Genomic DNA, 12944 nt, shown 5'->3' on the forward strand with positions numbered 1-12944 from the left:
CCTGGCGCCCCGCCCTACGCGGGGTTCGCGTCGCGCTGAGCGATCCACTCGTCGACGAGCTGCGGCATCCGCTCGGCCATGAACCGCAGGAAGCCCGCCATCTGGGCGGCGCGCTCGGCGGCGGCCGGCTCTTCGCCGGTCTCCGCTGCGATCTTCTCGACGTAGTCGGCCATGCGGGTGTACACCGGCAGGTTGCCGATCACGACGGAGTGGAACGAGTCGGCGACCAGGTCGTAGCGGTCCCGGCGATGGCCGGCGCTGGGCAGACGCCGTGCGAAATGCGCATCCTGCAGGTAGCGAACCGCGCCCGACACCGCGGCGGGGCTCACCTCGAGGCGCTCGGCGAGCTCGGCCGCCGTGTATCCGCCGGCGGGGGCGGCGACCAGCGCCATCAGCACGCGCGCGGGCATCCTCGGCATGCCGGCTGCCGTGATCATCGCGGCGGCCTGCTCTGCGGCTTCGGTTCCTCGGTGTTCCATGCGCTCCTCAGCCCCAGATTAGCCGTCCGACGCGAGTTCCCGACGGCGCATGAGCGTGAGCGCTCCGGCACCGGCGACCACGACTGCGAACACGAGCCACCAGAGTCCCCGCAGATCCACGTCGCCGTGCGACACCACGGGTGTCACCGCGATCGGCGAGATGCTCGTGAGCCATTCGGGCATGCCCATGAGCGGTCCGAACATGCCCAGGACCGCTGCCACGCCGACCAGCGTCCACCCCGCCCCGAGCGTCGCGCGCGGCGCGAGGACGAACACGAGTGCGGTGAGGGCGGTGAAGACGGATGCCGCGACGAACTGCCCGAGCCCGGTGACCGTGACGACTCGGAACAGGTCGGCGGGGGCGCCGTTGGCCGCCAGGCCGACGTATGCCGCGACCATCGCCGCGGCCACGACCAGAGCTACCCCGATCGTCGCGACGATCGCGTAGTCCGCGAGCCAGCGAACGCGGCCGACCGCGGCCGCGAGCACCGGCTCGGCGGTGCCGTGCGCTTCCTCCTGTCGCGCGCGGATGATCGTCTGCACGCCGGCGCAGGCCGCGAGCACTCCGAGCATCGTGAAGAAGACCGTGATCATCGCCTCGTCGAGGTCGCCGGCGCGGGCGATCCTCTCGAGGATCTGCGCGACGGCAGGGTTCTCCCCGGCCACCTGCCCTGCAATGCCGCCGAGGGTCGTGGCGAGGAACCCCGTGAGCACACCGCCGATGACCCAGCCCAGGAGGGACCCCCACGCCAGCCGCCAGACGAGAGCGTGCGGAGAGGCGAGCGCGGCGCGTGCGCTCGCCCGGCCGCCGCGCTCGGCGATGAAGCTCGCGCCCAGGTCGCGAGCCGACTGCAGCACGGTGGCGGTCACGGCGAGAACGATCCCGAACGCGAACCCGAGGACCAGCGGCCAGGGCGAGTTCTCGTCGAAGGGGCGGATCTGCTCTGCCCAGCCGAACGGCGACAGCCAGACCGGCCACGCACTGTCGATGCGACTCAGGTCGTCGCTCGGCGTGCCGGCGAGATTGCCCATGCCCCGGATCAGGAACGTCGCCACCAGCAGCCAGACGGTGAGCGCGTTCGCACCCCGCGACGTGCGCATGAGCTGCGCTGCGACGAGACCGACGCCGAGGAACGAGACGCCCGTGGCGGCTGCCGCAGCTCCCAGCAGCAGCGAGCCCGCGGCGTCCATCCCCGCGCCGATCAGCGACAGGCCGATGAGCAGGCCCAGCACGACGTTGGCCGCGAGTCCGTGCACGATCGTGGCGAGCAGCGGCAGCGTGCGCGAGGCGGGTGTGGCCGCGACGAGTTCGCTGCGCCCGGCCTCCTCGTCGCCGCGCGTGTGACGCACGGCGAGGAACGTGCTCATGAGAGCTGCGAGCATCGCGAGCCAGGGCAGATCTTCGAATGCGAGGAACGCGCCGACGGAGGTGCCGGAGGGCAGCCCCCGAAACATCAGGATCACCGGGTTCGCGGCGACCGCCGCGAGCACCTCCTGACGGTCGGCGACCGTGCTGTACGACTGCGTGACGCCGGCGTAGCCCGCGTAGGCGAGCAGCACGGCGCCGATGACCCACAGCGAGAGCTGCAGCCAGTCGCGGCGCAGACGCTGGCGGAGCAGGGGGATCATGATGCGCTCTCGTCGCCGTAGTGACGCAGGAACAGCTCCTCGAGAGAGGGCGGCTCGATGCGCAAGCCGGTCACCTGGCGCTGGGCGAGGATCGGGAGGACGGATGCCATGGCGTCGCTGTCGACCGTGAACCGCGCGCGCCCCTCGGTGAACGTCGGATCATGGGCCGCAGCGATCCCGTCGGTGGCCGAGACGTCGGCTGCTGCGAACGACACCTCGGTGCGGGTGAGGTGTCGCAGTTCCGGCAGCGTGCCGGACTCGACGACGCGGCCGGCACGGATGATCGAGACCCGGTCGCACAGCAGCTCGACCTCCGACAGGATGTGGCTCGAAAGCAGCACCGTGGCGCCGGCATCCTTCACCCGTGCGATCTCCTGGCGGAACACGACCTCCATCAGTGGGTCGAGCCCGCTGGTCGGCTCGTCGAGGATGTAGAGGTCGGCCGGCACCGCGAACGCGGCGATGAGGGCGACCTTCTGCCGGTTGCCCTTCGAATAGGCTCTGCCCTTCTTGCGCGGATCGAACTGGAACGCCGCCTCGAGCCGTGCGCGGCTCGCCCGGTAGTCGGCGCTCTTCGTCGATGCCCCGCGCAGGCGCGACAGCAGGTCGATCGCCTCTCCGCCGGAGAGGTTGGGCCAGACGCTGACGTCACCCGGAACATAGGCGATGCGGCGGTGCAGGTCGGTCGCGTCCCTCCAGGGGTCTCGACCGAGCACCTCGACGTCGCCCGAGGTCTTGCGTGCGAGACCGAGGAGGATGCGGATCGTGGTCGTCTTTCCGGCGCCGTTCGGACCGAGGAAGCCGTGCACCTGACCCGCTGTGACGGAGAGATCGAGGCCGTCGAGAGCGTGCACGCGGCCGTAGTGCTTGGTGAGATCGCTCGTGCGGATCACTGTGTCCATGCACGGCACGCTACGCCGATTTCAGAAGTTTGTGAAGAGTCTGAAGCCTGGCCCGGTGGTGCGATGATGCCCCGCCACCACGATGTCGACGTGCCACCACGTTGTTCGCGCATATTCGGGGGCGGCGCGTCGGGAACGCGGTGGCGCGGGAGGGGCGACCTGGAGGCGGCGGGGGATCGATCAGGAGGCACGCCGCGCCCTGTAGGCGGCGACGGCGTTGCGGTTGGCGCAGGTCGTCGAGCAGTAGCGCTTCGAGCGATTGCGTGAGAGGTCGAGGGCGAGGGCCTCGCAAGAGTCGTCGTCGCACACGGAGATGCGTGAGCCCTCGTCGGTGCGGATGACGTCGACGAGGGCCATGGCCGTCTCGATCAGCACGCGCTCGGAGAGGGGGCGGTCGTCGGCGACCGCGTGCAGGTGCCAGTCCATGTCGCCGTGCCTGGTCAACCGTGGCGTCAGCGTCACCGACGCGAGGGCCTCGTTGACGGCCGTGGCCATCTCATCGCGCGGCGCGATGAGCATGGCGCGCAGCTGCGAGCGGATGCGGCGCAGCGCGTCGAGCTCGACGGCATCCCGATCCACGCGCCCGGTGAACGGGAACTCCTCGAGGAATTCGGCCTCGTCTGCGGCGTCCGTCAGCGTGTCCGGCGCTTCCGCGGTGTTCACCAGCCAGACGGCCGAGCGGAGCGCGTCTTCCGTGTCATTGGTGAAGATCATATTGACATCTTACATCGCATACGCGTAGCGTCACATGTCATGACCACACTTGCCGATGACAGCATTCGAATCGCGTCGCGCCAGGGCGTCAGCCGCGGGATGCTGGTGGCGCTCGGCGCGGCCGTGTCGTTCGGCATGTCGGGCGTCTTCGCCCGCGGGCTCATCGATGCAGGCTGGAGCCCCGGCGCGGCTGTCACGGTGCGGATGTGGGTGGCGGCGCTCGTGCTCCTCGTGCCGACCCTTCTCGCGCTGCGGGGAAAATGGCGGATCGTGCGCCGCAACGCCGTCATGGTCCTCGTCTACGGAGTGCTCGCGGTGACGCTCGCGCAGCTCTGCTACTTCCAGGCGGTCGCCGTCATGGACGTGGGCATCGCCCTGCTCATCGAGTACACCGCCCCCATCGCCGTCGTGCTCTGGCTGTGGATCCGGCGCGGCGAGAAGCCGACCAGGCGCAGCCTGCTCGGCGCGGCCGTCGCCTTCGTAGGTCTCGTGCTGATGCTCGACATCCTCACCGGCGCGCAGGTGAATCTGGGCGGCATCCTGTTCGCGCTCGGTGCGATGATCGGGGCGGCGACCTACTTCGTGCTCTCGGGCAGAGCCGACACCGGGCTGCCGCCGATCGCGCTCGCGGGCCTCGGCCTGCTGATCGGAGCGGTGGGCCTCGCGATCGCCGCGCTGATCGGGGTGCTCCCGTTCGAGTGGACCACCGCCGACGTCGAGTACAGCGTCGGGAGCGTGCCGTGGTTCGTGCCGGTGCTTGCGATGGGGCTGATCGCGACGGCGCTCGCATACATCCTCGGCATCGCGTCGACGCGGATGCTCGGCTCCCGCCTGTCGTCGTTCGTCGCCCTCTCCGAGGTGGTCGCCGCGATGGTGTTCAGCGCTCTGATGCTGGGTCAGATCCCCGGACCCGTGCAGGCGATCGGAGGCGCGCTCGTGCTCGCGGGAGTCGTCGTCGTGAAGCTCGGCGAAGCGGATGCCGGTGCACCCTCGCTCGTCGTCGAAGCGGTGCCCGTCGAGCGGAGTGGGCCTGTCGACCGCTGACGACGCTCGCCTTCGTCGGGCATTCTCACGTCCGTCGGCTCCCAGTGCGGGTGGCTACCCTGAGTCCGTGGCAGATGACGACTTCGAGAAGCAGGTCGTCGCCGTGCGGTCGCGCCTTCCTGTCGCGGCGAAGCACTTCGATGCGAAGGACGTCGAGCGGGTGGCCTTCGACGTCGCCGGGCGGCGGGACGTCGCACTCGATCTCTGGGATCAGGCGCGTGACGCGGCCGACGAGGCGTGGCGCGAGTGCCGCAGGCGGCTGCGCTGGGAGTACGGGGCGCGGAACCCGCACGCAGGATGGTCGACCTTCGTGCTGTTCGCCGCGGTGCTGAGCGGAGCGTTCTCTGCGGCGCTCGCCGCCGGTCTGAGGTCCGATCCCTACGAGACGGAAGGAATCCTCTTCGTTCTGGCGACGATCTCGGGGCTGGGCGACCTCATCGTGCTGATCGCGGTCGGGTGGCGTCCGCTGAACTGGGGAATGGTGCGGATGCAGATCGGGATCGCTGTCACGCTAGCGGTGGCCGCAGCGTTCCAGCTGACGCGCCCTGCGATGCCGGTTGCGCCGCTCGTGTTCGGCGCGGGTGCGATCGGAATCGCCGGACTCATACTCGTGCTGCTGGTGCGCGCGCTCCGTCCGGCGGAGCGCGAGGAGATCGACACGGCCATCAACGTCGCGGTCGCTCGGATGCGGCCGGAGGTGGATGCCATCGCCGCGCGCCTGCAGGCGGAGACGCTGGAGAAGCTGAGTGCGCAGGAGCAGGAGCGAATCGTCGCCCTGCGAACGGCGGCGCTCGTCGACCTCGCCGCCCTGGGTGACCCGCAGCCCGCCGTCGAAGAAGTGGTGCCGGCCGGAGGGGTGATCATCTCCGCGTTCCTGGTGAAGTGGAACTCGTATCTGAGGCGTGAATGACGTGCCCCGCCTCGACTCGAATGTATACGGGGAGGAACGCGAGCGGGGCTTTCGAGCCGCACAGTGTTTGTTTATGTATACACTGATCAAATGACCCTCGCCGCCGATCGCATCAGCGCGAGCGATCGCGCCTACGCGGATCTGCTGGACGGCATCCAATCGGGATTGCTCCCCGCAGGCTTCGTGCTGGGCGAGGTCGAACAGGCCGCGCGGCTCGGGGTCAGTCGGACGCCCATGCGCGAGGCGCTGCGCCGCCTCGCCGCCGACGGCCTCGTCGTGCAGCAGTCGCCCCGGGTCACGGTCGTGGCGGACCTTGATGCCGACGACATCCGCGCGCTGTTCGATATCCGTCGCGCGCTCGAGGAGACCTCGGCCCGGCTGGCCGCGGCCCGAGGCGACGCCGCGCTGTTCCGGAACCTCGCCGAAGAATTCGCACACGTCGATCTCACGGCCGTCGAGGGGCGAGACGCCTACTACGCCCTGATCGCCCGTTTCGACGCGGCCCTCGATGCGGCGGTGGCCAACGACTACATCGCCTCGGCCCTGCGCACCGTGCGCACGCACCTCGTGAGAGTGCGGCGGATGGCTCGCGACAAGCCCGCCCGGCTCGAAGCATCCGCCGCCGAGCACCGCACGATCGCCCGAGCCCTCGCCGATCGCGACGGCGACCTGGCCGCCCATGCCACGCACGTGCACCTGCACAACGCGCTCACCGGCATCCTCGAAACCCTGAACGAAGGACAGAAATGACCGTCACCCACCACGTCCGGGTCCACCGCAGCGACGAGAATCTGGCCCGTGAAGGCCAGCTCGCCTGGAAGATCGCCGAGGTCGCGGTCGACGCCGTCGAGGTCGAGCCGGCCGTCGTCGACATGATCATCAACCGCATCATCGACAACGCCTCGGTGGCCGCGGCATCCCTCACCCGCGCCCCGATCAACGCGGCGCGCGCACAGGCGTTCAGCCACCCGGTGTCCACCGGCGGCCAGGGTGCGAACCTGTTCGGCGCAGCCCTCGACCACCGCACGAGTCCAGAATGGGCGGCGTGGGCGAACGGCGTGGCGGTGCGCGAGCTCGACTACCACGACACCTTCCTCGCGGCGGAGTACTCGCACCCCGGAGACAACATCCCGCCGATCCTCGCTGTGGCCCAGCATGCAGGCAAGGACGGTCGGGCACTCGTGCGCGGCATCGCGACCGGCTACGAGATCCAGATGGACCTCGTGCGCGCCATCTGCCTGCACAAGCACAAGATCGACCACGTCGCGCATCTCGGGCCCTCGGCTGCAGCTGGCATCGGCACGCTGCTCGACCTCGACGTCGAGACGATCTACCAGGCCGTCGGCCAGGCGCTGCACACCACGACCGCCACCCGTCAGAGCCGCAAGGGCGAGATCTCCACATGGAAGGCGCACGCGCCGGCATTCGCGGGAAAGATGGCCGTCGAAGCCGTCGATCGCGCGATGCGCGGGCAGACCAGTCCCTCGCCGATCTACGAAGGCGAGGACGGCGTGATCGCCTGGATGCTCGACGGCAATGACGCCGCATACGAGGTGCCGCTGCCTGCCGTCGGCGAGGCGAAGCGCGCGATCCTCGACTCGTACACGAAGGAGCACTCGGCCGAGTACCAGGCGCAGGCGTGGATCGATCTCGCCCGCAAGCTCGGCACCGAGAACCCGGCGCTGCGCGACCCCGCGAACATCGAGTCGATCGTGCTGCACACCAGCCATCACACGCACTACGTGATCGGCTCAGGGGCGAACGACCCGCAGAAGTACGACCCCACCGCGTCGCGTGAGACCCTCGATCACTCGATCCCGTACATCTTCGCGGTGGCACTGCAGGACGGCGGCTGGCACCACGTCGACTCCTATGCTCCCGAACGCGCTGCTCGACCGGACACGGTCCAGCTGTGGCACAAGATCACCACCGCCGAGGATCCCGAGTGGACGCGCCGCTACCACTCCGAGGATCCCGACGTGAAGGCCTTCGGCGGTCGCGTCGAGTTCCGTCTGACCGACGGCACGACCGTGGTCGACGAGATCGCGGTGGCCGACGCGCATCCGCTGGGAGCCCGTCCGTTCGCCCGTGAGAACTACATCGCGAAGTTCCGCCTGCTCGCAGAACCCGTGCTCGAGCCCGCCGAGATCGAGCGGTTCCTCGAGCTCGTGCAGCGGCTGCCCGAACTCACCGCCGCCGAGGTCGGCGAGCTCTCGATCATCGCGCGGCCCGGCCTGCTCGAGGCCGCGGATGCCCCGAAGGGGCTCTTCTGATGCTCTACTCCACGGTCACTCCGGCCGAGAAACGGCGGCTGTTCCGCGAGCGTCTCGCGAGCGGCGAGCTGCTGCGCCTGCCCGGCGCCTTCAACCCGCTCAGCGCGCGGCTGATCGAGGAGAAGGGCTTCGACGGCGTCTACATCTCGGGCGCGGTGCTCGCCGCCGACCTCGGACTCCCCGACATCGGGCTCACGACCCTCACCGAGGTGGCCGGCCGGGCGAAGCAGATCGCCCGCATGACCGACCTCCCCGCGATCGTCGACGCCGACACCGGTTTCGGCGAACCGATGAACGTCGCCCGCACGATCCAGGAGCTCGAGGATGCCGGGCTCGCCGGCACGCACATCGAGGACCAGATCAATCCCAAGCGCTGCGGTCACCTCGACGGCAAGAGCGTCGTCGACGAGAACACGGCGATCAAGCGCATCCGCGCCGCCGCCGACGCCCGACGGGACAAGAACTTCCTCATCATGGCGCGCACCGACATCCGTGCCATCGACGGGTTGGAGGCCGCGATCGACCGCGCGAAGGCGCTGGTGGACGCCGGGGCCGACGCGATCTTCCCCGAGGCGATGCGCACGCTCGCGGAGTTCGAGGCGATGGCGAACGCCGTGGACGTCCCGATCCTCGCGAACATGACCGAGTTCGGCAAGAGCGAGCTGTTCCCTGTCGACCAGTTGCGGGATGCCGGTGTGAGCATGGTCATCTGGCCGGTTTCGCTGCTGCGCATCGCGATGGGGTCGGCCGGCCGCGCACTGGATACGCTGAACGACGAGGGGCATCTGACCTCGAAGCTCGGCGAGATGCAGCATCGGGCCGATCTCTACGATCTGATCGACTACGAGTCGTACAACCACTTCGACTCGGGCGTCTTCAACTTCCGCGTCGAGCGGGACACCACGAAGGAGTGACCATGACCGAGCCGGACATCAAGAAGGGCCTCGCCGGAGTCGTCGTCGACACGACCGCGATCTCGAAGGTCAACCCCGAGACCAACAGCCTGCTGTACCGCGGGTACCCCGTGCAGGAGCTCGCCGCGACCCAGCCGTTCGAGGCCGTCGCGTACCTGCTCTGGAACGGTGAGCTGCCGGATGCCGAGCAGCTCGCCGAGCTGCGTGCGACGGAGCGTGCCCACCGTGCGCTCGCCGACGAGGTGAAGGCCGTGATCGATCTCATCCCGGTGAGCGCCCACCCGATGGACGAGGTGCGCACGGCGGTCAGTGCGATCGGCGCCTCCGATCCGAATGCCGGCGGCTCGGTGCTGAACGCGGGCGGGAGCCCCGCCGAGAACCTCGAGCGCAGCATCCGCCTGTTCGCGGCGCTGCCCGCGATCGTCGCCTACGGACAGCGCCGCCGTCGCGGCGAGGAGCCCATCGCGCCGCGGGACGACCTGGACTACTCGGCGAACTTCCTCTGGATGACCTTCGGCGCCGAACCCGACGCGGTCGTGGTCGACGCGTTCAACCGCTCGATGATCCTGTATGCCGAGCACTCCTTCAACGCCTCGACGTTCACCGCGCGCGTGATCACCTCGACGCTCAGCGACCTGTACTCGGCCGTCGTCGGCGCTATCGGCGCGCTCAAGGGTCCTCTGCACGGGGGCGCGAACGAGGCCGTGCTGCACATCTTCGACGAGATCGGCGACGCCTCGAACGTGAAGTCTTGGCTCGACACGGCGCTCGCCGAGAAGCGCAAGATCATGGGCTTCGGGCACCGCGTGTACAAGCGCGGAGACTCGCGAGTGCCCACCATGAAGGCCGCGCTCGACACCCTCGTCGAGCACTACGGACGGCGCGACGTGGCGGAGTTGTACGACGCCCTCGAGTCCGAGTTCGTCGCCCGCAAGGGGATCTACCCGAACCTCGACTACCCGTCGGGGCCGGCGTACAACCTCATCGGCTTCGACACCCTCACCTTCACGCCGCTGTTCGTCGCCGCACGCGTCACCGGGTGGACGGCGCACGTGATCGAGCAGGCCGGAGCGAACGCGCTCATCCGCCCGCTCTCGCACTACGACGGCGTCGACGAGCGGCATATCGCGCGCTGAGCTCGGCCGTGACGGTCCTTCGTCATGGGCAGAACTCCCCATGACGAAGGACCCGATCCTTGCCCTGGCTGACGGTACCCTGAAGGAGTTCCCCGTCGCACGCACCGCGGCCGGGGGAGGGGGTCACCTCTTCCAGGTGACGAAGAGCAGAGCGGATGCCGTGGTCGACGGCGTCTACGGAGAGCAGCCATGACCGAAACGCCGGAGAACCCGCAGCCGTCCCAGCCCGAGCCGACACAACCGCCGGCACCGCCCGCCGCGCCGGTTCCGCCGGAGCCCGTCCAGCCGCCCGCGCCATACCAGCCCGAGCCCGTGCAGCCGCAGCCGCCATACCAGCCCGAGCCCGTGCAGCCGCCGTCGTTCGATCCGAACGCGTACCCGGGGGCGCCGGCGGCCTACCCGGGGGCTGCTCCCACCGCAGCGCCGGATCCCTACGCGGTTCCCGGCCAGGGCGGCCCGCAGGCCTACCCTGCAGCGCCGACGGAGCCGTATGCCGCGGCATCCGACCCCCACGCGTCGTATCCCGCCGCTCCGCAGGGCGACCCCAACGCCTACCCGCCCGGAGGCCCTGCCGCCTACCCGGGCGCTGCAGCTCCCGGCGACCCGAACGCCCCTTACCCCGGGGCCTACCCGGCTGCCGGCTTCGCGCCCGCACCGAAGAAGCCGATGTCGAAGGGGCTGCTGTTCGGCCTGATCGGCGGTGGAGCAGTGGTGGTCCTCGCGATCGCGGCCGCCGTGATCGTCCCGATCGTGACGCGGCCGGCCAAGCCCTCGGCGTCCGAGTACGTCGAGCAGTACCTGACGGCGCTCGCCGACGGCGACGCCGAGAAGGCGGTCACCTACGTCGAGAACTACGGAGGCGACGATCTTCTGACCGCCGACGTCCTCAAGGAGTCGTTGAAGCTCGGCAAGATCGACAAGATCAAGGTCGGCAAGGAATCCGAGGGGGAGTACGGCGACACCCAGGTCGCAGTCACCTTCACCATCGGCGACACCAAGGTCGACCGCACGTTCGACGTGAACCCGTCGTATGACGGCACCGAGCTCACGATCGTCGACGGTCTCGTGTCGTTCTCGGGCCTGTACGGATTCGAGGGGCTCGGCCTGACGGTGAACGGCGCCGAGGCGCCGACCGACAGCGTGTACGTCTTCCCCGGCACCTACCAGCTCGCGGTCGGTCCCGAGCAGTTCGCGATCGAAGGCGAGAGCACCCTCGTGGTCGCCTCCGACGACGACACCGAAGCGCTCTACGAGGTGAAGCCGATCCTGAGCGAGGCGGGCACCACGTCGTTCCGCGAGCTGGTCAAGGCCTCGTTCGCCGAGTGCCTCGCGATGAAGACGCTCGACACCCCGTGCGGCATGAACACGAGCACCATGAGCCAGGACGGCTACACGCCCGTCGACGGTACGGTCACCCGCACGATCGACGCCGAGAACCAGTCGAAGCTCGACAACCTCGAGGCCTACGTGAGCGAGCGCGCGATCGTGACGACGTACGACTACTGGAGTGCTGACATCACGCTCCAGGCCTCGAACGGCTCGTCGACCGAGCCGTTCGAAGTCCTCTTCGGCGGCGAGGTGCTGACCCCGAAGGTCGACTTCTCCGCCGAGACGCCCTCCGTCGTCTGGGAGTGACGGCCGCGGGTCCGCGACGTTCCTCGGAACGGCGCGGACCCGCAGCGTTCTTCTCGACGGTTCGGCGACCTGCAACGTTGTAGAGTGAGCGCGAGTGAAGGGGGTGCGCATGGCGGTGACGCTGCATGACGTCGCGGGGCTGGCCGGGGTGTCGATCAAGACGGTGTCGAACGTCATCAACGACTACCCGCACATCAGGCCTGCCACGCGCGAGAAGGTCGAGGCGGCGATCGCGCAGCTCGGGTACACCCCCAACCTCACCGCGCGAAACCTCCGATCGGGCCGTACCGGCGCGATCGCTCTCGCCGTGCCCGACCTCAGCCTCGCCTACTTCGCCGAACTGGCCGCAGAGGTGATCCGCGAGGCCGAGGCTGCCGGAGTCGTCGTGCTCGTCGAGCAGACGGGCGCCGACCGGACGCGAGAGCTCGAGCTGCTGCGCAGCCCGCGGCTCAAGCTCACCGACGGCCTCATCTTCAGCCCGCTGGGCATGGGGCAGGACGACGCGGCGGCCCTCGACGTGAACTTCCCGATGGTGCTGCTCGGCGAGCGCATCTTCGACGGGCCGACCGATCATGTGACCATGCGCAACGTCGAGGCCGCTCGGGCCGCGACCGAGTATCTGATCGCGCAGGGGCGCCGACGGATCGCCGTGGTCGGGGCGCACGAAGGCGAGCTCATCGGCTCGGCGGCCCTGCGACTCCAGGGGTACCGCGAAGCCCTCGACGCCGCGGGCATCGCCTACGACGACAGCATCATCGGCTACACGACCCTCTGGCACCGCGCGAACGGTGCGCGATCCATGCGCGAGCTGCTCGCCGCAGGCGCCGAGTTCGACGCGGTCTTCGGCCTCAACGACACGCTCGCCCTGGGAGCGATGCGCGTGCTGCAGGAATCGGGGCGCCGGGTGCCCGATGACGTCGCCGTCCTCGGCTTCGACGGTCTCGACGAGGCGGAGTACTCGATTCCGAGCCTCACCACGGTCGATCCGGGGCGTGAATGGATCGCGCGGACGGCGGTCTCGACGCTTCTCGCGCGGATCGCGGGCGACGCGGATGCTCCGCCCCGCACGCTCTTGGCCGACTACCGCATCCTGCAGCGCGAGTCGGCGCCCGCGAGCTGAGGCGACACCGGCGGCGGTCGACTCGCGAAGCGGGTCGACTCTGACGCCGTGCGTTCCTGGTCTCGCGGGACCAGGTGCGTTCGCGATGACGTGCGCTGAGAATTCGTGTTGACACCGGGCGCGGTTCCGACGACAATAACTTCTACAACGTTTACTACAACGTTGTAGAACGAGTGATAGTCGCCCCG

The 12944-nt window shown here is 69.4% G+C and carries 13 protein-coding genes; 9 read left to right on the forward strand and 4 right to left on the reverse strand.

The genetic code is table 11. From position 1 onward, the window contains the following. Window positions 1-14 precede the first annotated feature (14 nt). The 4 genes from ACI3KT_RS00105 to ACI3KT_RS00120 all read right to left on the reverse strand — a co-directional run bounded on the left by ACI3KT_RS00105 (window position 15) and on the right by ACI3KT_RS00120 (window position 3724). Window positions 15-479, reverse strand: coding sequence for a GbsR/MarR family transcriptional regulator (locus ACI3KT_RS00105; protein WP_292907011.1), 465 nt, complete (start codon window positions 477-479; stop codon window positions 15-17). An 18-nt stretch (window positions 480-497) separates the two neighbouring features. Continuing rightward, complete coding sequence (locus ACI3KT_RS00110) at window positions 498-2108, reverse strand: ABC transporter permease (RefSeq protein WP_404901651.1); 1611 nt, start codon at window positions 2106-2108, stop codon at window positions 498-500. After that, a complete protein-coding gene (locus tag ACI3KT_RS00115) occupies window positions 2105-3010 on the reverse strand; it encodes an ABC transporter ATP-binding protein (RefSeq protein WP_292907015.1) in 906 nt (301 codons plus the stop codon). Before ACI3KT_RS00115 ends, ACI3KT_RS00110 begins: the two co-directional genes overlap by 4 nt. A gap of 180 nt (window positions 3011-3190) precedes the next feature. Continuing rightward, window positions 3191-3724, reverse strand: a complete 534-nt coding sequence (locus ACI3KT_RS00120; RefSeq protein WP_404901654.1) for a CGNR zinc finger domain-containing protein — start codon at window positions 3722-3724, stop codon at window positions 3191-3193. Between the two features lie 39 nt (window positions 3725-3763). On the opposite strand from ACI3KT_RS00120, the gene ACI3KT_RS00125 reads away from it, so the two are divergent. The 9 genes from ACI3KT_RS00125 (at window position 3764) to ACI3KT_RS00165 (ending at window position 12756) form a co-directional block, all read left to right on the forward strand. Continuing rightward, the gene (locus ACI3KT_RS00125) at window positions 3764-4768 is read left to right on the forward strand and encodes a DMT family transporter (protein ID WP_292907019.1); all 1005 of its coding nucleotides are present in this window, start codon (window positions 3764-3766) and stop codon (window positions 4766-4768) included. Window positions 4769-4835: 67 nt separating this feature from the next. Further along, complete coding sequence (locus ACI3KT_RS00130) at window positions 4836-5678, forward strand: hypothetical protein (protein ID WP_404901655.1); 843 nt, start codon at window positions 4836-4838, stop codon at window positions 5676-5678. Window positions 5679-5768: 90 nt separating this feature from the next. Further along, window positions 5769-6428 (forward strand): GntR family transcriptional regulator, encoded by a 660-nt coding sequence (locus ACI3KT_RS00135; RefSeq protein WP_404901657.1) that lies wholly within the window; start codon window positions 5769-5771, stop codon window positions 6426-6428. Next, the gene (locus ACI3KT_RS00140) at window positions 6425-7951 is read left to right on the forward strand and encodes an MmgE/PrpD family protein (RefSeq protein ID WP_292907025.1); all 1527 of its coding nucleotides are present in this window, start codon (window positions 6425-6427) and stop codon (window positions 7949-7951) included. The genes ACI3KT_RS00135 and ACI3KT_RS00140 overlap by 4 nt, the downstream gene beginning before the upstream one ends. Then, entirely contained in the window at window positions 7951-8865 is a 915-nt protein-coding gene (gene prpB / locus ACI3KT_RS00145) for a methylisocitrate lyase (protein WP_404901658.1), read from the forward strand. The genes ACI3KT_RS00140 and prpB overlap by 1 nt, the downstream gene beginning before the upstream one ends. Before the next feature lie 2 nt (window positions 8866-8867). Continuing rightward, window positions 8868-10001, forward strand: a complete 1134-nt coding sequence (locus tag ACI3KT_RS00150; protein WP_404901659.1) for a bifunctional 2-methylcitrate synthase/citrate synthase — start codon at window positions 8868-8870, stop codon at window positions 9999-10001. Between the two features lie 40 nt (window positions 10002-10041). Beyond that, window positions 10042-10194 carry a hypothetical protein gene (locus ACI3KT_RS00155; protein ID WP_292907030.1) on the forward strand — a complete coding sequence of 51 codons (153 nt, stop codon included), beginning with the start codon at window positions 10042-10044 and terminating at the stop codon, window positions 10192-10194. Continuing rightward, on the forward strand, window positions 10191-11636 hold the full coding sequence (locus tag ACI3KT_RS00160; RefSeq protein ID WP_404901662.1) for a hypothetical protein: 1446 nt from the start codon (window positions 10191-10193) through the stop codon (window positions 11634-11636). The genes ACI3KT_RS00155 and ACI3KT_RS00160 overlap by 4 nt, the downstream gene beginning before the upstream one ends. Before the next feature lie 109 nt (window positions 11637-11745). Then, entirely contained in the window at window positions 11746-12756 is a 1011-nt protein-coding gene (locus tag ACI3KT_RS00165; RefSeq protein WP_307299246.1) for a LacI family DNA-binding transcriptional regulator, read from the forward strand. Window positions 12757-12944: the final 188 nt, after the last annotated feature.

The organism is Microbacterium sp. ZW T6_19, from assembly GCF_044987465.1.
Classification (GTDB): Bacteria; Actinomycetota; Actinomycetes; order Actinomycetales; family Microbacteriaceae; genus Microbacterium; species Microbacterium natoriense_A.